Raw genomic sequence first — 19617 nt, 5'->3', positions numbered from 1 at the left:
TTTTTTAACTAAGATAATATCATGAATAAATAAAAACCGCAAAATTTTTCACCTCAAAATACTGATATATAAGTAAAAATTAAGTTAATTGACATACTGGGGTAAACAATGAATTTTTTTTAATATTTTAGAAAAAAACATATAAAAAATTTTCTGAAGTAAAAATTAAGTAATATCAATAATTATAACCTATACAATAGTTAAAAATTATGCGAATGAATTTTTAAGGGTATTGAATACGATTAATAAAAAATATATTATGAAAGTGCTTTCTAGAAGGCAATAGATTTTTGAAAAATTTAAATAAAGGGAGGTATTTTTAGTGACAAAGGACAGAAAGAAAATTCCTAGTAGTTTTATTTATTTTTTTGGTTCATTTGGCGGAATTTTGTTTGGTTATGACATTGGTGTCATGACTGGTGCCTTACCATTTCTTCAAAAAGACTGGAACCTAACTAATGCATCTATTGTTGGCTGGATTACATCAGCGGTAATGTTTGGGGCAATTTTTGGTGGTGCGGCTGCTGGACAATTATCTGATCGATTTGGTCGTCGTAAAATGATTTTAGTTTCAGCAATTGTTTTTGCAGTTTTTTCATTACTTTCGATGGTAGCTCCTACTAATGGAGCCTTATATTTAATTATTATACGTATTTTGCTAGGGTTAGCAGTAGGTGCAGCTTCTGCATTAGTGCCAGCATATATGTCGGAAATGGCACCAGCGAATGCTCGGGGGAGTCTCTCAGGTTTAAACCAAACAATGATTGTTTCGGGTATGCTTTTATCATATATCATGGATTATGTATTGAAAGGTTTGCCGCAAGCATGGGGATGGAGGATTATGCTAGGATTAGCAGCTGTCCCAGCAATTATATTGTTTTGTGGTGTACTTCGGTTACCAGAATCACCTCGTTTTTTAATTAAAAATAATGATGAAGAGCAAGCAAGGCAAGTTCTTTCATGTATACGCAAAAGTGACCAAGATGTAACTAATGAAATTAATGAAATTAATCTAGCTTCACAAAAGGAAAATACTGCAGCTGAGAAAACCACTTGGGGCTCACTTTTTAGTGGTAAATATCGGTATTTGGTAATTGCGGGGGTAGGCGTAGCAGCCTTTCAGCAGTTTCAAGGCGCAAATGCAATTTTTTACTATATTCCTTTAATAGTTCAAAAAGCAACAGGTAGTGCTGCAAGTTCAGCTTTAATGTGGCCAATTGTACAAGGAATAATTCTTGTAATTGGGTCGCTAATCTATATTGCAATTGCAGAAAAATGTAAGCGACGAACTTTATTAATGCTTGGTGGCACAATTATGGGATTTTCATTTCTACTACCATCAGTAATTAATAGTGTAGCTCCACATACTAACCCAATAATGATTGTAATTTTTTTATGTATCTATGTTGCATTTTATTCATTTACATGGGCCCCATTGACTTGGGTTTTGGTTGGCGAAATTTTTCCATTGGCAATTCGTGGTCGCGCATCTGGCTTAGCATCTTCTCTTAATTGGATTGGTTCATGGGCTGTGGGCTTACTTTTTCCAATGATGACGGCTTCTATGTCACAAGAAATGGTTTTTGGAATTTTTGGAATTATTTGTATTTTAGGTGTGTTATTTGTTCGATTCTTTGTTCCAGAAACAAAAGGATATACCTTGGAACAAATTGAAGCAATTGGTATGAATCATGCCAAAAATAATTAAGAGGTGAAATAGAAGTGAATATTGCTAAAATAGCACAACTAATTGAAAGTGGCCAAACAACGTTAGGGGTTGAATTTGGCTCAACTCAGATTAAAGCTGTGTTAATTACACCAGACTTTCAGCCAATCGCTTCTGGTAGTTTTTTATGGGAAAACAGTTTACAAGATGGCATATGGACATATTCGCAAACAGAAATTTTAACAGGGCTAAAGCAAAGTTATGCACAATTAGCTGCTAATGTAAGTAGTAAATATCATGTTCCGATTAAAAAGCTTGCTTCAATTGGAATTAGTGCCATGATGCATGGCTATTTACCATTTGATCAAGCAGGTAAGTTATTAGTTCCGTTTAGAACATGGCGGAATACAATCACTAGCGATGCTGCTACTGAACTAACTGACTTATTTGATTTTAATATTCCTTTACGTTGGAGTATTGCACATTTATATCATGCAATTTTACATGATGAAGAACATGTTAAGCAGATTGCATATTTAACAACATTAGCTGGTTATGTCCATTGGCAGTTATCAGGTGAAAAAAATATTGGTGTAGGCGATGCTTCTGGAATGTTTCCAATTGATGCAGCTGGACAATTTGATCAAAGTTGCTTAAAAAAATTTAATACTTTGAAAAAAGTTCAAAAATACCCATGGAAAATTGAAGAAATTCTACCACATGTTTTAAAAGCCGGTGAGATTGCTGGACATTTGAGTGATGAAGGTGCTCACCTGCTTGATCCAACAGGGACTTTGCAGCCTGGTAGCGTCATGGCACCACCAGAAGGTGACGCTGGAACTGGGATGATTAGTACCAATAGTGTTCGCTTACGAACGGGTAATATATCAGTTGGAACATCAGAATTTTCAATGGTTGTTTTGGAAAAGCCACTGAAAAAAGTACACCGTGATATTGATATTGTGAATACACCAACTGGCGCACCTGTTGCTATGGTCCATATTAATAATTGCTCATCTGATATTAATGCTTGGGCACAGGTCTTTAGTGAATTTGCGGCTCGATTGGGTAAAAATATCACTGCAGACCAGCTATATAGTAAATTATTTTTAGATACTACCAAAGCTGATGCTGATGCTGGTGGTCTTGTAAATTACAGTTATCTTTCAGGTGAACCAATTACGCAAACGCAAGAGGGCAGACCGCTCTTGCTTAGAACGCCAAGTAGTAATTTTACTCTAGCAAATTTGATGTTGGCTCAACTGTATTCAGCATTTGCTCCACTTAGAATTGGCATGGATATTCTTACTAAGGAAGAAGGAATCACGACTGATGTGATGATTGCTCAAGGTGGTCTTTTTAAAACACCAGTTGTGGGGCAACAAGTCTTATCTAATATGTTGAATTTACCAATTTCGATTATGACTAATGCTAGTGCTGGTGGTCCTTGGGGTATGGCAGTTTTAGCTCAATATGTGTTATCTGGTGCACAGGAATCGCTTGCAGATTATTTGGATACAAAAGTATTTGTTAAATCTGAAATTATGACATTGAGCCCAGAAACTGAAGGTGTAAAGGGTGCTGAAAAATATCTTGCACGTTTTCGAAAGGCATTGTCTTTGGAAAATCAAGCAACTGTCTTGAAAGATGAGGAATGAGTAATGCTAGAACAATTAAAACAAGAAGTTTATGAAGCAAATATGCAGTTACCCCAATTGGGCTTGGTAACCTTCACCTGGGGTAATGTTTCTGGAATTGACCGCCAGCAAGGCTTATATGTGATTAAACCGTCAGGTGTTAGTTATGAAGAATTAACGCCAGCGGACTTAGTAGTCGTCAATCTTAAGGGTGAAGTAGTTGAAGGTCAGTTAAACCCTTCTTCCGATACTCCTACCCACACCTATTTGTACAACCATTTTCCTAAGATTGGCGGGATTGTCCATACTCATTCACCTTGGGCGGTGGCCTTTGCGGCAGCTAAGATGGACATACCAGCTTTGAATACAACGCATGCCGATACCTTTTATACCGATATACCAGCAGCGGCTGCTTTAACTGAAGCCGAAATTACAGCCGACTATGAGGGCAATACGGGCAAGACCATTGTGCAGACCTTTGCAAAGCGGCACTTAGATTATGAAGCAACGCCCGGGAGTCTAGTAAGCCAACATGGGCCATTTTGTTGGGGGAAAACGGCCGCCCAGGCAGTCTATAACGCTAAGGTTTTAGAGGTAGTGGCAGAAGAAGACTACCACACCCTTATGTTAACTAGAGCAGATAGTCATGTGCCCCAGTATTTATTAGATAAGCATTACTATCGAAAACATGGTCAAGGAGCGTATTACGGGCAAAATAATGCCCAGTCGCAGACCCATGCGAAAAGAAAATAAAAATTAAGAAGTAGTTATTAAAATTAAGGAGATTTTTTAAAATGTTAGAAGTACCTAAATATGAATTTTGGTTTGCAGCTGGAAGTCAACACTTGTATGGTGAAGAAACATTAAAAGAAGTAGCTGAAAATTCAAAGAAAATTGTTGCAGGTTTAAATGAAAAAGGTAATCTTCCATATAAAATAGTCTTTAAAGCTGTTTTAACTACAGCTGACGAAGTTACTAAGTTTATGAAAGAAGCTAATTATCAGGATAATGTTGCTGGTGTAATTACTTGGATGCATACTTTTTCACCTGCAAAGAACTGGATTCGGGGCACAAAATTATTGCAAAAACCGTTATTACATTTTGCAACACAATATTTAGACTATATTCCTTACGACACTATCGATTTTGATTATATGAACTTAAATCAAAGTGCCCATGGTGATCGGGAATATGGTTATATTAATGCCCGTTTACAAAAGCACAATAAAATAATTTATGGTTATTGGCAAGACCCTAAAGTGATGAAGCAAATTGCTGATTGGGAAGATGTAGCAGTAGCATATGACGAATCATTCAAACTAAAGGTTTGTCGCTTTGGGGATACAATGCGTGACGTTGGGGTTACTGAAGGAGACAAAGTTCAAGCTCAAATTCAATTGGGCTGGACTGTTGACTATTATGGTGTCGGTGACTTAGTTGCTGAGATGGACAAGGTGAAAGAATCAGAAATTGATGAGCAATTTGCTGAATTAAAAAATGAGTATACTTTAGTTCCTGGCGATATGGCTGAAGCTGAATATGAAAAAACGGTTCGCTATCAGTTGAAGCAATACATTGCTTTAAAACGGTTCTTAGAACGGGGTGGTTATACTGCATTTACTAGTAACTTTGAAGATCTTCATGGTTTAGAGCAATTGGAAGGATTGTCAGCTCAGCTGTTAATGCGTGATGGTTATGGCTTTGCTGGTGAAGGTGATTGGAAAACAGCAGCTTTACTTAGAACATTTAAGATTATGACCCATAATCAAAAGACGGCCTTCATGGAAGACTATACACTTGATTTACGTGAGGGCCATAAAGCAATTCTGGGTTCACATATGTTAGAAGTAGATCCTTCTATTGCTTCAGAAAAACCACGTGTTGAAGTTCATCCGCTAGATATTGGTGGAAAAGCCGACCCAGCCCGTTTAGTATTTTCAGGTTCAGAAGGTGACGCAATTGATGTTACTCTGGCAGATTTTAGAAATAACTTCAAGTTAGTTACTTATGAAGTTGATGCGCATAAAGCTGAAAAAGAAACGCCACATTTACCAGTTGCTAAACAAATGTGGACACCAAAAGTCGGCTTAGAAAAGGGATCTAAGCAGTGGATTCAAGCAGGTGGTGGACACCATACAGTCTTTTCATTTGCGGCAACTGAAGAGCAAGTTAGTGATCTGGCTACAATGTATGGTATTGATTTATGTAGCATAAAGTAAGGACAATTATTAAAAATAAATACACTATTTCAATGTTTTTTGGAGTAGTGTATTTTGCTAGTAAGGAAGAAAAATGGAAATTATTACACAAAAATTTGAAAAATATCAAGCTCAAGAAATTAAAAAAGTTACTCTAAAAAACGATTGCGGTGTGGCAATTTCGTGTTTATCAATGGGGGCAACTTGGTATGAATTTTTAGTACCAGACAAAGATGGAAATAAGCACAATTTGATAATGAATTTTGCACACTGTGCTGACTATTATTCAAATGGCTTGTGTTGCTGTCAATCAATTGGACGGGTCGCTGGGCGAATAAAAAAAGGACATTTTAAGTTAAATCAGCAAGAGGTTCAATTGCTACCTAATGAGAATGGCAATACTTTACATGGTGGTAATCATGGCTTCCGTTTTTTGAATTGGAAGATAACTACCCAAAAAGAGCATAATAGTGTTAGCGCGATTTTTAGCAATAAAATCAGCGAAAAGATTGATGGGTTTCCTGGAGATCTTGATGTAGAGATTAAATATACACTAAATAATCAAAATCAAGTAATGATTTTGTATACGGCTAAATGTGGTTCGGAATCGACATTATTCAACCCAACTTGCCATGCGTATTTTAACTTGAGTGACCAGCCCAATTTAGCTTCACATAAATTAAAAATTAATAGTACACAATATTTAGAATTAGATACGGAATTAATCCCAACAGGAAATATGCTTGCGGTTGAAAATACTCCCTATGATTTTCGTGACTTTCAAAATCTTGAATCTGCCATAAGTAAGAATAATGGCTTTGACGATGCCTTTGTCATTGATGAAGCAAGCACTAATTTACGACCAGTTGCAGTTTTAAGTGAACAGACAAGTGGTCGAGCAATAACAATATCTAGCGATAGTAATTGCTTAGTTGTATATACTATGTCGCAAAATCAACCGGGGGTTAAATTTATACGTGATGGAGGTAAATTTGCTCAACCTAGTGAAGCAGTGGCATTAGAAGCACAAACATTGCCTGACGCAATTAATAATGACGATTTTGGTAATATTGTTTTGCCAGCAAATACAACAAAAAGTCATGAAATAGTATTTACCTTTACGCAAAAATAAGATTGGCTATTTTAATTTATTTCTTTATTATTGACACCGCTTACATAAAAAGATAAATTTACTAGGTAAGTTAATTTGTAAATTTAGAAATGAAAAGGAATATACCATGAAGTACCATGAAATTACTCAAGCTGATTGCGCTAATTTATCTAGATTTATCTCAGAAGCAGATCGATTTATTACTAATCCAACGCAGCACTGGGATCATGATCAATTCAAAACAATTACGGCTATGCCTGATTTAGTTATTCAGCCAGTAAATAATGAAGAAGTAATAAACGTTGTTAAATATGCTAATGATAATAATATTCCTATTGTAGCTAGGGGAAACTCCACTGGCTTAATGGGAGCCAACTTAACTGTTAAGGGTGGCATATCTTTAGATATGGTTAAAATGAATCGGGTTCTAGAATATGATCCGAAAGGATTGACTATGACAGTTCAAGCTGGTATTAGACTAAAAGATATTGAAGAATACCTTGCAGATAAGCCATTTACTTACATGCCAGCGCCAGCGATGCATTGGGCAACACTCGGAGGTAATGTATCGACAAATGCTGGGGGACTTAAAGCAATTAAGTATGGTGTTACTAGGGAACATATTCGGGAGTTAAAAGTTGTTTTAACTAATGGTCAGCTATATAAATTTGGTTCAAAAGCAGTAAAGTCTTCATCGGGTTATTCATTAAAAGACTTAATTATTGGTGCTGAAGGCACGTTGGGTGTTATAACTGAAATTACGATGAGACTTTATCCTAAACCACGTAAGTCGATTAATGCCATCATTCCATATCCTACATTAAATGATGCAATCAAGTCCGTTCCGGCAATTTTAGCATCAGGCGTCGTGCCGACAACAGTTGAATTCATGGGGCGGAAAGTAATAGAATTATGGGAGGAATATTCTAATGATCAATTTCCAATTTCAAATGGAGATGGCTTCCTTATTATCGGTCTAGATTCATTTACTGATGAAGAATGGCAAGCTCAATTAAAGCAAACACTAACAGTAGTAAAAGACTTTAAGGCTGAGGATGCAATAATTTTAGCAGCTGATTCAAAAGAAGCTCAAAAAATTTGGCAATGTCGGGAACAACTTTTGCTTGCAATCCAAAAATCGACTCCCAAAATGGATGAAATTGATATTTGTGTGCCAATTAATCATATTCCAGATGTTTTAAAACGAATCGCCGAGCTAGAAAGTGAATTAAAAATTCGTATCCCTAATTTCGGTCACGCAGGTGATGGCAACTTACATATTTATCTTTGTTCAGATAACTTAACCGATAATGAATATAAAAAAATAAACGCTAAAGTTATTTCTGAACTTTATAAAACTGCTAAATCTTATGATGGTAATATGTCCGGCGAACATGGTATCGGCTTTGCCCGTGCTAATAACTATGAAGACTTTTATGGTAAAGAATATACTGACTTATTACGACAAATTAAAAACTTATTTGATCCGAAAAACGTTTTAAATCCAGCTAAGATTTTTAATCTTTGAAAAGACCAAAAAAGGTATGGTTAAGCCATACCTTTTTTAAATAAATGTTATTTAATCATGTATCTCCTAGTCATCGGTAGATTTTCACCTGATGGTCCTTTGGTTAGTAGATATTGGACTACATCAATATTGCCAGATTCAAAAGAGGCTGCACAGGCTTGCAAGTATAAATCCCACATTCTAGTAAACCGCTCACCCATTTTCTTTTGAATAAGATCACGTTGTTTATTAAAATTTTCATCCCATATCTCTAATGTTCGTTGGTAGTGACGGCGCAGCATTTCTAAGTCATCAATTTGTAAACCACTAGCCACAATATGATTGATATTTTCGCCTAAACCTGGAACGTAGCCACCAGGAAAGATATATTTGTTAATCCAAGCATTTTTTGCCCCACCTTGTTGACGGGTAATACCATGAATTAAGGCAATGCCATCTTTTTTAAGATATTTAGCGACATCGTTAAAATATTGACCTAAGTTTTCTTGCCCAACATGTTCAAACATACCTACGGAGGTAATATAGTCCCATTCTTGGTTACCTAATTCGCGATAATCTTCTAGTTTAACTTCAGCCATGTCTTGCATATTTTGATCATAAATTTTCTTTTGTACGAATTTATATTGCTCTTCACTTAAGGTTACTCCCGTTACCTTAAGACCATATTTTTTAGCAGCGGTCAGCATTAAGGTTCCCCAGCCGCAGCCAATATCAAGTAACGTTTTACCTTTTTGGGGATGTAACTTTTCAAGAATATGATTGATTTTAGCTATTTGGGCTTTTTCTAAATCATCTTTATTGTCTTCATCAAAATATGCACAAGAATAAGTAAGGGTAGGATCTAACCATAATTTATAAAAGTCATTCCCAATATCATAATGGCTTTGAACATCTTTTTCACTTTGAGCTTCCGTATGCTTTTCATGTGGTAAAAATTTACGAAATTTACTTGAACGCATAAAACTACCAGCACTTTCATAAGCTCCCCAAATCAAGTGTTGGATATTACCTTTGATTTCAATTTTTTTATTCATATAGGCTTCACCCAAAGCCAGTGAAGCATTATTAGTAATAGAAGACACAGGAATTTTTTCATTGAAAATAATTTCAATATTTGGCGTGCCATTTCCATAAATTTCACTTTTTCCGTCCCAATAAGTTACTTTTACAGGGAAGGGAAAAGACTTGCTCAACATTGTTCGATAAAATGTTTTTTCTAACAATTTTCGAATACCTCCATTTCGTTGTCACTATTTTTATTCTAACACTAAAAAAAGAGATCGAATTCATTATGAACTCGATCTCTTTTATCTTTTATTTTGGTTGATAATGAAAAGCTGGATCTTGTTCATAATCTAACTTTTCCCAAGCAGTTTGTAACTGGTTATCTAAAATTTTTTCATTTTCATGAGTTAATTTGATTTTACGATCAATTCGAATAGGATCACCAAAGCAAATTTCAAGTGGTTGCCGCTTCAATACCCCTATAAAGGTCAATGGTCCTTGATAAACGACGGGAACAATTGGTTTACCAGATAATTTGGCGATTGCAATTGTGCCACCTTTTAGTTCGGAAGAATGGCGTGTACCAGATGGAAAAATAATTAATGAATAATTTTTTTCTTTTAATCCCTTAATAGGTGTTTTGATTGCAGAGGGACCGGGATTTTGTCGATCTACTGCAAAAGCGTGAGCATGCTTAAGGATGAAGCGCAATGGTGGGAATTTAAATAGTTCAATTTTGGCCATGAACATAAATTCCGCAGGGCTTGCAGCTAAAGCAAATAAAATTGGTTCCCACCATGTTCGATGGGGTGCAGCTAAAATATAGTTTCCTTCAGGAATGCGATTTTTATGGTTAACGTGTAAGTGACCGTTAATTACCCAAACAATAAACCGGGCAACGGCGCGAATAAAATGATAAAACATAATTTCCTCCATTTGATGTAAAATATTATAACAAAGCTTTTGAAGAGGATAAAATTTTATGGTAAATTTGGAAAAAAATGAGCGCATAGATTATATGTATAGTGACAATTTAAAGATTATTCAGGACAAAAGTTCCTTTAGTTTTTCACTTGATACGTTATTATTAGCTGCAATGGCAAAAGAATCAATTCGTGATCGATCTAAGGTGGCCGATCTTTGTGCTGGTAATTGTGCAGCAACAATGTATATGGCATATTTTAATCGAGCTAAATACGATGCAGTAGAAATTCAACCTGAAATTGTTTCTCAAGCTAGACGTTCAATTGAGTTGAATCATATGGAAAACCGCATAACCGTTTATCAAAAAAATGTTAAAGATGTAGCTGTTTTCTTGCCTAAAGATTCTTATGATCTGGTGGTCGTTAATCCACCTTATTTTAAAGTTGTCGAAAATCATAAAATTAATCCTGAGCGACAGAAGGCAATTGCTCGCCATGAGATATTAATTAATTTAGAAGAAATAATTTCTTCTGCTAGCAGTTTGCTTAAAATGAAGGGCAAATTATTTATGGTGCATCGCCCAGAGCGCTTAAATGAAATTGCTTATTTTTGTATGAAACACGACCTTAGTATAAAAGTGGTTCAGCCATATGTTTCTCACCGCGGTGAAAATAGTAACTTGATTGTTATTGAAGCGGTTAAACATACAGGGACAGATGGGTTGATTTTAAAAGATGCAATTGAGGTACATGATGAGCAAGGAAATTATTTGCCTGCAATCCAGTATATTATTCATGAGCCAAATCCCAATTCAGAGGATAAGCGAGCACAAAAAAAATATTACTTTTATGTTCTATTATGTAATGACAATAGTTTTTATGGCGGGTTTACTGATGATTTACAAAAACGCTTAACAGCACATAATGATGGTAAGGGTGCTAAATATACCAAGGCACGTCGACCAGTCAAGCTGATTTACCACGAAAAGTTTGCTGATAAAAAGTTGGCTCTTAAACGTGAATACTGGTTTAAACACCACTCCAGACAATGGAAGGAAGATTTTTTAAGGGAACACCGTGTTGACTTTTAGTCTTGCATCTTTAATAAAAATTTAGTATCATTTTCTAGTGTGCTATAAGTACATGGATAAAACATCAAGGGCGATTAACGTTTTGGTGCCAGACATTGGTGAATCGTTAAAATGACCGCTTGAGAGGAACAAAACCATAGGAGGAATTTATTATGTCAGTAGTTTCAATGAAACAATTACTTGAAGCTGGTGTTCACTTTGGACACCAAACTAGAAGATGGGATCCTAAGATGGCTCCATACATCTTCACGCAAAGAAATGGCATCTACATTATTGATTTGCAAAAGACAATCAAGATGCTAGATGATGCGCATGACTTTATTAGAGCTGTTGCTCAAAATAATGGTGTTATTTTATTTGTTGGTACTAAGAAGCAAGCGCAAGATTCAATTGCTGAAGAAGCCACTCGTGCTGGTCAATATTATGTTAACCAACGTTGGCTAGGTGGTACTTTAACTAACTGGAAGACAATCCAAAGCCGAGTACAAAGACTTAAAGACTTAAAGAAGATGTCAGAAGATGGTACTTTTGACAGATTACCAAAGAAGGAAGCTTCACTTCTTACTAAAGAAATGGATAAATTAGAGAGATTCTTAGGTGGTATTGAAGATATGCCAAGAATTCCTGATGTATTATTTGTAGTTGATCCTAAGAAGGAAAAGATTGCAGTTCATGAAGCTAATATTTTAGGTATTCCGGTTGTTGCTATGGTTGATACTAATACTGATCCGGATCCAGTCGATGTTGTTATCCCTTCAAATGATGATGCTATCCGTGCTATCCGTCTAATTTCAGGCGCAATGGCTGATGCTGTTATTGAAGGTAAGCAAGGTCAAGATGATAACGAAGAAAAAGTTGAAACTGAATTGACTGAGAGTAGCGAAGAAGTTACTGAAACTGAAGAAGTTTCAGATGAAAATTAGTTTTTATTTGGAAGGAAACTTTAATGGCTAACATTACTGCTAAACAAGTTAAAGAGTTACGTGATCGTACTGGTGCCGGTATGATGGACTCCAAGAAGGCTTTAGTTGAAGCTAACGGAGATGTGGAAAAGGCAATTGATATCTTAAGAGAAAATGGTGTTGCTAAAGCTGCTAAAAAGAGTGGTCGTATCGCAGCTGAAGGTCTAGCTGAATTTGCATTTGAAGGCAACGATGCTGTTTTAGTTGAGATTAACTCCGAAACTGATTTTGTTTCATCAAACGATAAGTTTATTAAATTAGTTGATGATGTTACTAAGGCAATTTTAAGTGCTAAACCAGCAAATGTCGAAGAAGCATTGAAGGCACCTATGGGTGACTCAACTATTGGTGATGAGATTACTAACTTAACGGCTGTTATTGGTGAAAAGATTACTTTAAGAAGATTTGACTTGATTTCTAAGAATGATGATGAAGTCTTTGGCGCATACAAGCATAACGGTGGTGCAATTGTTGCTGTTGTTACTTTAAAGGGTGATAACGAAGAAGCAGCTAAGAATATTGCAATGCACGTAGCAGCAATAAATCCTGAATATTTGAATAAAGAATCAGTGCCAAAGGCTGACTTTGATCGTCAAAAAGAAGTCTTTACTAAGGAAACTGAAAATGAAGGCAAGCCTGCTAACATTATTCCTAAGATTGTTGAAGGTCGGGTTAATAAGTACTTAAGTGAAATTTGCTTGGTTGATCAACCTTACGTTAAAGATGGCGATATGACAGTTGCTGAGTACGCTAAATCAGTAGGTTGTGAAGTAGCTGCATTTACTCGCTACGAAGTGGGCGAAGGTATTGAAAAGAAACAAGAAGATTTTGCGGCTGAAGTACAAGAACAAATGAAGTAAGTCGGATATAAATAAAAAGGGGATGTCTCTAAAAGAGACCCCCCTTTTTATTTATTACAATTATTGGTTAATTTAAACTAATTATCTAATGCTTTTCCATTAGTTTTGATTATGTTTTTTATCCATTTAAACGATTTTTTAAACGATTTTTTCGGAATTCTTTTTAAACTACCATTTCCTAAGTCATCCATATCTACATATACAAAGCCATATCTTTTTTTCATTTCTCCGGTTGAAAGTGAAATCAAATCAATTGGAGCCCACATGGTATAGCCAATACATGGAACTTTGTCAATATTAATTGCATCAGCCATTGCTGAAAGATGTTTCTGTAAGTAGTCAATTCGATAATTATCTTCTACATAATTATTTTCGTCTGGCTGATCAATAGATCCTAAGCCATTTTCTACAATAAAGATTGGTTTTTGAATTCGATCATAAATCATGTTCATTGTATAGCGTAAGCCAAGAGGATCGAGTCCCCACCCCCATTTGGTTACTTTTAAATATGGATTAGGTAATCCACCGACATTAAACCAAGAATCACCGGCTTTTGAAATGGTCGAACGGTAATAGCTAAAGGCAATAAAATCCAATTGACCATTTTTAAGTGTAGTTATATCTTCAGCTTTAATCTTGTTTAGCCCACTAATTCCATAAGGAAATCCCATAATTCAAAATTATTACCGGTAGGCCAAAAAGTGTTGGCGTTCCACCTAATTTGGGTGCAGCACCATATGCGACTACAATTGGCATGAAGTAAAACGGGGCATCTCCGATAGCAGAAAGTAGCATATAACTAGAGGTTTTAACAAAATTTGGATTAACAAATGTAGTAATTAAGATCAAAATTACTTTGAACATTCCCCCTGCAATAAGTCCTGGAATCATTGGAGTAACGGCTGCTTGAATAAACCCTATGGTTTTACTACCAATGTTTCGCTAGGTTAACTTATTATTTGCTGGGTTATCAAGATTTTCATTGACAGTTTTTTCTGTAGTTAAGTCAAAGTCTTTAACGACTGCACTATAAGTTGGAAGTAAGTTTGACCCTAAAATTATCATGTATTGCTTACCTGCACACACAACAACTAGAATTTTATCAATATCTTCTAAAGCATTTTTATTTGTTTTGGTAATATCTCTAAGTGAAAATCTAAGTCTGGCCATAACTTATTTAGTTACCTTTAATCCAGATGCTAGTCTTAGAAAACACTTTAGGCATTTAATTGTTTTGCCAGGTAAGTCATTTGTCTATAACGCTTAATTCGATATCCAGTCGTTAGTTTCTCTTTTTGTCGAGTTAATCATTGAATGGATGGTTAAAATTGAAGAAAACAGCTAATTATAAGGTAAGAAACATGAAAAGTTTTACCATTAAGTTTATTCTTTCAGTTGTTATTTTTACTTTTTTTATTGTAAAATATAGAATCTAATTAAGATGTTAGAAAGTTATAAATGAAAGAAAATTATGAAAAACTATTTAAGCATTGATATCGGCGGTACTGAAGTTAAGTACGCCCATTTAAGTTCATCTGGGAAAATTATTGATAAGGGTAAGATGGCAACGTTAAAAAATAAAGTTGATTTTCTTAACAGTCTTGATAAGATAATCCAACAAGATGTAGCTAACCTGAAGGGGCTGGGAGTTTGCGCTCCTGGTAAAATTGATAAAACAAAAATTTGCTTTGGTGGGGCGCTACCCTTTTTAGATGGCATTGATTTTGCACAAGTATATGGCGATAAATATGATTTCCCAGTAGCAGTAATTAACGATGGAAAAGCAAGTATTTTAGCAGAAAGTTGGTTAGGCAATCTAAAAGGAGAAAAGAATTGTGCCGCTATTACTTTGGGTACGGCAGTTGGTGGAGGCATCATGATTGATGGTCATTTATTATCTGGGGTACATGCACAAGCTGGAGAATTGAGCTTTATGATTTGTGATAGTTCGCAGGCAAAGACAATGCTGGGTAGTATGGCATATCGCGGCTCAGCTGTGCAGTTTGTTAGAAAAGTTAACCAGGTGCTGCACTATCAAGATGAAACTGATGGTAAGTATGCTTTTGCCGCAATAAAAAATCAAGTTCCAGAAGCTGTGGCAATTTTTAATGAGTATTGTTTAAAAATTGCAATTCTAATTTTAAATCTGCAAACGGTTATTGATATTAATAAAGTAGCAATTGGTGGTGGTATTAGTGCACAATCAATTTTAATCGAGGGAATTAATGCAGCCTACGACCGTTTTACTACAATAGATAACCCAATTATTGGTCAAACTTTGGTCAAACCTAATATCGTTTCTGCCAAGTTTAGAAATGATTCAAATCTTTATGGGGCGCTTTATAATCTATTGTTGCAAGTCAATAATGAAAAATAATATTGTGAAAGTCCATTCTTTAGGAATGGATTTTTTGTTAAAATAAGTTAGTTAAGGTTGGTTACTGAATCCGGCTGTTTTGATGTACTACATTTGTATGCTTTATATGGTAGAATAATTTAAGTTAATAGAGGAGGTTGTCATGACTGAAGTTAAATATAAGCGAGTCGTTTTAAAAATTTCCGGTGAAGCATTAGCTGGAACTAAAGGTACGGGAATTGATCCTACTGTTATCAGTCATTTAGCACAAGAAATAAAGGCGGTTCACGACTTAGGCGTCGAAATTGGCATTGTTTGTGGTGGTGGCAATATGTGGCGCGGTGAAACTGGTGCTAAGCTAGGAATGGAACGCTCTCAAGCTGATTATATGGGGATGTTAGCTACCATAATGAACGGTCTAGCGCTTCAAGATGGATTAGAACATGTAGGTGTTCCTACTAGATTGCAAACTTCAATTGAGATGAGACAAATTGCTGAGCCATATATTAGAAGAAAAGCAATTCGTCATTTAGAAAAAGGACGCGTAATTATTATGGGTGGAGGTACTGGTAACCCATATTTTTCAACTGATACAACGGCAGCACTTCGGGCAGCAGAAATTGGTGCAGATGTAATTTTAATGGCCAAAAACGGTGTTGATGGCGTTTATACTGCTGATCCCAAAATTGATCCTAATGCCACTAAATATACTGAGTTGACCCAACTTGATGTTATTTCAAAGAACTTAAAAGTTATGGACCGAACGGCAAGCTCACTTTCAATGGATACAAATATACCTCTAATTGTATTTAACGTTAATACTGCAGGCAATATTAAGCGAGCTGTCATGGGAGAAAATATTGGTACAATGATTGAAGGAGGAAAAAATGAGTAACGAAGTTATTAATAAGGCAAAGGAAAATATGGATAAATCGATTCATGTTTTTGAGAAGAATCTTGGCACGGTTAGAGCTGGGGTTGCCAATGCAGCGATTTTAGATGGAATTAAAGTTGACTATTATGGTGCCCCAACGCCTTTAACGCAAATGTCTAGCGTAACAATTCCCGAACCACGTGTGCTACTGATTACACCATATGATCAAACTAGTATTGATAATATCGAACATGCTTTGTTAGCCTCTAACTTGGGGCTAACCCCAGCCAATGATGGTAAAGTTATTCGGTTAGTAATTCCGCAGTTGACTGGAGAAAGGCGTCAAGAAATTGCTAAAGAAGTAAATAAGATGGCTGAAGAAGGTAAGATTGCGGTTAGAAATGTGCGTCGCGATGCAATGAATAGTTTGAAAAAATTGCAAAAAGATGATGAAATAACTGAAGATGAACAGCGAAACTTAGAAAAGCAGGTTCAGAAGGTTACTGATGAAGCAACTAAAAACATCGATGTGTTAGCAGATAAAAAACGAAAAGAAATTACTCAAGGATAAGTAATGGTAGAAAAAAGGAATCAGTTAAACCATCTTGCCATTATTATGGATGGCAACGGGCGATGGGCTACACAACAAGGTAAGAAACGCATTATGGGGCATCGAGAAGGAATGTATAATGTCGAACGTATTACCTTAGCCGCTAATGAACTGGGAATTAGAGTTCTATCATTGTACGCCTTCTCAACTGAAAATTGGGCTCGTCCCAAAGAAGAAGTTGCGTATTTAATGAATTTACCAGTACGCTTTTTTGATAAGTTTATGCCTACGCTAATGGAAAATAATGTTAAGGTTAACATTATGGGCTATCTTGACGAATTGCCAAGTAAAACATACGATGTTGTACAACAGGCAATGGCTGAAACAGCTGATAATACCGGATTAATCTTGAATTTTGCTTTTAATTACGGCTCAAGAAGAGAGATTCTAACAGCTATGCAAGAATTAGGGTCTCTAATTGAAATGGGGCAATTATCTAGTGCACAGATTGATGAAAAAATGATTGCTCAACATTTAATGACCGCTAATTTTGGTAAATTTCAAGAACCAGACTTGTTAATTAGAACTTCTGGCGAACAAAGAATTTCTAATTTTATGCTTTGGCAACTTGCTTATTCTGAATTAGCTTTTAGTTCGAAAAATTGGCCGGATTTTAATAAAAATGATTTACAAGAATTTGTCAGCGACTTTGAAAATCGTCATCGTCGATTTGGTAAACTTGATGAATAAGGTAGTTAGGTAAATATATGAAACAACGTGTAATCACAGCAATTATTGCTTTAATTTTGTTTATTCCGATTGTTTGGGCAGGTGGGCTTTGGATGGACTGGCTTACTGTAGCTTTTGCGGCAATTGGAATCAGTGAAATATTTTTAATGAAAAAGCAAATTTTAGTATCAGTTAATTTTGTATTAGCATTATTAGCAACGATAACTTGGGCAATTCCAGATACCTTTATTAAGGCAATGCCATTTAACTGGACTAAGTATGGCATCTATTTTGCGTTAATCATGTTAATGTTAACATGGACTGTTTTATCAAAGAATAAAACAAATTTTGATGATATTGGTGTTTATACTTTGGGATCACTGTATATTGGCACTGGCTTTCACTATATGGCAGGAATTAGAAATAGTTCGCATGGACTAGCTTTACTTTGCTATGTATTTGTAGTGGTTTGGTTAACAGACACAGGGGCTTATATGATCGGTCGAAAAATTGGTCGACATAAATTATGGCCAGTGATTAGTCCCAATAAAACTTGGGAAGGTTCAATTGGAGGAACAATTTGCGCAGTTATTTGTGCAACAATTTATGCCTATTTTGTTCCATTAGGTTATTCTTTAATTGAATTGGTGATTTTTGCTTTAATCTTATCAATTGTTGGCCAGATGGGGGACCTAGTTGAATCTGCCTACAAGCGTTTTTATAATGTAAAAGATTCTGGTAAAATTTTGCCTGGTCATGGTGGAATTTTAGACAGATTCGACAGTATGCTGTTTGTTTTGCCAGTTTTTGCTGCTTTATTAGGTATTGTCCACTAGGAGATTTCTTTTGAAAGGTATACTAATTTTTTTAATTGTATTTGGGTTGTTAGTTTTTGTCCATGAATTCGGGCACTTCATTGTTGCTAAAAAATGTGGTATTTTGGTACGTGAATTTTCAATTGGAATGGGGCCAAAACTTTTTCAAGTGCGTCGTAATCCAACCACGTATACCATCCGTTGGTTGCCATTAGGTGGCTATGTTCGTTTAGCAGGTAAAGATGACGACACAGCACTTGAACCCGGGATGACAGTGATTCTACAGTTAAATGAGCAAAACGAAGTTATCAAAATTGATGCTTCTAAATCAGATGTGCCAATTGAGGGCATCCCAGTCTTAATTACAAAAGCTGATTTGGTTGATGAGTTATTTATTTCAGGATATGAAAATGGCAATGAGGCAGATCGAGTAACCTATCATGTTAATCATGATGCTACTATAATCGATCAAACAAAAACCGAATTAATTATTGCTCCGCGTGATACTCAATTTCAAGAAGCCAATGTTTGGCAAAAATTAGCGACTAATATCGCTGGTCCATTAATGAATATTATTTTGGGCTTTGTTGTTTTTATGATTTGGACCTTTACAATTCCAGGTCCAGCTACAACAACTGTTAGTCATGTCGATACTAATTCACCTGCTAAATTGGCGAAAATCGAACCAGGCTCTAGACTAATTAAAATTAACAATTACAAGATTACTACTTTTCAAGAGGTTTCTGACTTTATTAATCATAGTAAGGGAAAAAATATTAAAGTTTCCTTTATTAATAAAGATGGTCAAACAAGGACAGCTAGTGTTAAGCCAAAATCAATTAAAGTTCAAGGTCAAACTATCTATCAAATCGGAATCCATGCACAAGGTGATGAGCATATTTCGGCCAAGGCTCAAAGAGGATGGGAGATGGCCGTATCAACAACTGGAATGATTTTTAATGCTGTTGGTGGATTGTTCAGACATTTTAGTTTAAATAAACTATCAGGTCCAGTTGGAATATATTCACAAACATCACAAGTATCACAATTAGGGTTACCGTATATTTTGGCATTTTTAGCGATGATTTCAATAAACTTGGGGATTGTAAACATGATTCCAATTCCTGGTTTAGATGGAGGAAAGTTTTTGCTTAATTTAATTGAAATTGTTCGTGGTAAACCAATTTCAGAAGATCATGAGTCGTTAGTAGAACTAATCGGTTTTGGACTGTTACTTATTTTGATTATTGCAGTGACTGGCAATGACATATATCGCTATTTTATTAAATAGAATTTTTTAAAAAGTTATTTT

General features: G+C 35.5%; 19 protein-coding genes and 1 pseudogene. 15 read left to right on the top strand and 5 right to left on the bottom strand.

Features of this window, described 5'->3' with window-relative positions:
- Positions 1-322: 322 nt before the first annotated feature.
- The 6 genes from F5ESL0230_RS05105 to F5ESL0230_RS05080 all read left to right on the top strand — a co-directional run bounded on the left by F5ESL0230_RS05105 (position 323) and on the right by F5ESL0230_RS05080 (position 8140).
- Positions 323-1708, top strand: a complete 1386-nt coding sequence (locus F5ESL0230_RS05105; RefSeq protein ID WP_122021863.1) for a sugar porter family MFS transporter — start codon at positions 323-325, stop codon at positions 1706-1708.
- A 14-nt stretch (positions 1709-1722) separates the two neighbouring features.
- Complete coding sequence (locus tag F5ESL0230_RS05100; RefSeq protein WP_122021862.1) at positions 1723-3324, top strand: xylulokinase; 1602 nt, start codon at positions 1723-1725, stop codon at positions 3322-3324.
- Between the two features lie 3 nt (positions 3325-3327).
- Positions 3328-4056: an L-ribulose-5-phosphate 4-epimerase gene (locus F5ESL0230_RS05095; protein WP_122021861.1), complete on the top strand. Its 729-nt coding sequence runs from the start codon at positions 3328-3330 to the stop codon at positions 4054-4056.
- A 41-nt stretch (positions 4057-4097) separates the two neighbouring features.
- Positions 4098-5522: an L-arabinose isomerase gene (gene araA / locus F5ESL0230_RS05090; RefSeq protein WP_090092218.1), complete on the top strand. Its 1425-nt coding sequence runs from the start codon at positions 4098-4100 to the stop codon at positions 5520-5522.
- A gap of 73 nt (positions 5523-5595) precedes the next feature.
- On the top strand, positions 5596-6633 hold the full coding sequence (locus F5ESL0230_RS05085; protein WP_122021860.1) for an aldose epimerase family protein: 1038 nt from the start codon (positions 5596-5598) through the stop codon (positions 6631-6633).
- Positions 6634-6739: 106 nt separating this feature from the next.
- Positions 6740-8140 (top strand): FAD-binding oxidoreductase, encoded by a 1401-nt coding sequence (locus tag F5ESL0230_RS05080; protein ID WP_122021859.1) that lies wholly within the window; start codon positions 6740-6742, stop codon positions 8138-8140.
- A gap of 47 nt (positions 8141-8187) precedes the next feature.
- Here the strand turns inward: F5ESL0230_RS05080 and F5ESL0230_RS05075 are convergent, their stop codons facing one another.
- Complete coding sequence (locus F5ESL0230_RS05075) at positions 8188-9363, bottom strand: cyclopropane-fatty-acyl-phospholipid synthase family protein (RefSeq protein ID WP_122021858.1); 1176 nt, start codon at positions 9361-9363, stop codon at positions 8188-8190.
- Between the two features lie 91 nt (positions 9364-9454).
- Entirely contained in the window at positions 9455-10069 is a 615-nt protein-coding gene (locus tag F5ESL0230_RS05070) for a 1-acyl-sn-glycerol-3-phosphate acyltransferase (protein WP_122021857.1), read from the bottom strand.
- Between the two features lie 58 nt (positions 10070-10127).
- On the opposite strand from F5ESL0230_RS05070, the gene F5ESL0230_RS05065 reads away from it, so the two are divergent.
- The 3 genes from F5ESL0230_RS05065 to tsf all read left to right on the top strand — a co-directional run bounded on the left by F5ESL0230_RS05065 (position 10128) and on the right by tsf (position 12981).
- Positions 10128-11159 (top strand): GIY-YIG nuclease family protein, encoded by a 1032-nt coding sequence (locus tag F5ESL0230_RS05065; protein ID WP_122021856.1) that lies wholly within the window; start codon positions 10128-10130, stop codon positions 11157-11159.
- A gap of 152 nt (positions 11160-11311) precedes the next feature.
- Complete coding sequence (gene rpsB / locus F5ESL0230_RS05060; RefSeq protein ID WP_165777865.1) at positions 11312-12082, top strand: 30S ribosomal protein S2; 771 nt, start codon at positions 11312-11314, stop codon at positions 12080-12082.
- 23 nt (positions 12083-12105) lie between these two features.
- On the top strand, positions 12106-12981 hold the full coding sequence (tsf, locus tag F5ESL0230_RS05055; RefSeq protein WP_118897009.1) for a translation elongation factor Ts: 876 nt from the start codon (positions 12106-12108) through the stop codon (positions 12979-12981).
- Positions 12982-13058: 77 nt separating this feature from the next.
- Here tsf and F5ESL0230_RS05050 read toward each other — a convergent pair.
- From F5ESL0230_RS05050 to F5ESL0230_RS08425, 3 genes and pseudogenes are all read right to left on the bottom strand, one after another.
- Positions 13059-13592, bottom strand: a pseudogene (locus tag F5ESL0230_RS05050) (family 1 glycosylhydrolase); the annotation flags it as partial.
- A gap of 37 nt (positions 13593-13629) precedes the next feature.
- On the bottom strand, positions 13630-13872 hold the full coding sequence (locus F5ESL0230_RS08430; protein ID WP_158593068.1) for a hypothetical protein: 243 nt from the start codon (positions 13870-13872) through the stop codon (positions 13630-13632).
- 51 nt (positions 13873-13923) lie between these two features.
- On the bottom strand, positions 13924-14151 hold the full coding sequence (locus tag F5ESL0230_RS08425; RefSeq protein WP_158593067.1) for a hypothetical protein: 228 nt from the start codon (positions 14149-14151) through the stop codon (positions 13924-13926).
- Between the two features lie 301 nt (positions 14152-14452).
- On the opposite strand from F5ESL0230_RS08425, the gene F5ESL0230_RS05040 reads away from it, so the two are divergent.
- From F5ESL0230_RS05040 to rseP, 6 genes are all read left to right on the top strand, one after another.
- On the top strand, positions 14453-15358 hold the full coding sequence (locus tag F5ESL0230_RS05040) for an ROK family protein (protein ID WP_122021854.1): 906 nt from the start codon (positions 14453-14455) through the stop codon (positions 15356-15358).
- A gap of 142 nt (positions 15359-15500) precedes the next feature.
- Complete coding sequence (gene pyrH / locus F5ESL0230_RS05035) at positions 15501-16232, top strand: UMP kinase (protein WP_122021853.1); 732 nt, start codon at positions 15501-15503, stop codon at positions 16230-16232.
- Positions 16225-16782 (top strand): ribosome recycling factor, encoded by a 558-nt coding sequence (gene frr, locus F5ESL0230_RS05030; protein WP_090092199.1) that lies wholly within the window; start codon positions 16225-16227, stop codon positions 16780-16782. Before pyrH ends, frr begins: the two co-directional genes overlap by 8 nt.
- A 3-nt stretch (positions 16783-16785) precedes the next feature.
- The gene (locus tag F5ESL0230_RS05025) at positions 16786-17511 is read left to right on the top strand and encodes an isoprenyl transferase (protein ID WP_122021852.1); all 726 of its coding nucleotides are present in this window, start codon (positions 16786-16788) and stop codon (positions 17509-17511) included.
- Between the two features lie 17 nt (positions 17512-17528).
- On the top strand, positions 17529-18326 hold the full coding sequence (locus F5ESL0230_RS05020) for a phosphatidate cytidylyltransferase (RefSeq protein WP_090092196.1): 798 nt from the start codon (positions 17529-17531) through the stop codon (positions 18324-18326).
- 10 nt (positions 18327-18336) lie between these two features.
- Positions 18337-19596: an RIP metalloprotease RseP gene (rseP, locus tag F5ESL0230_RS05015; RefSeq protein WP_122021851.1), complete on the top strand. Its 1260-nt coding sequence runs from the start codon at positions 18337-18339 to the stop codon at positions 19594-19596.
- Positions 19597-19617: the final 21 nt, after the last annotated feature.

This window comes from Lactobacillus sp. ESL0230, from assembly GCF_003692805.1.
GTDB lineage: Bacteria > Bacillota > Bacilli > Lactobacillales > Lactobacillaceae > Lactobacillus > Lactobacillus bombicola.
This window is presented reverse-complemented; position numbering and strand designations above follow the sequence as displayed.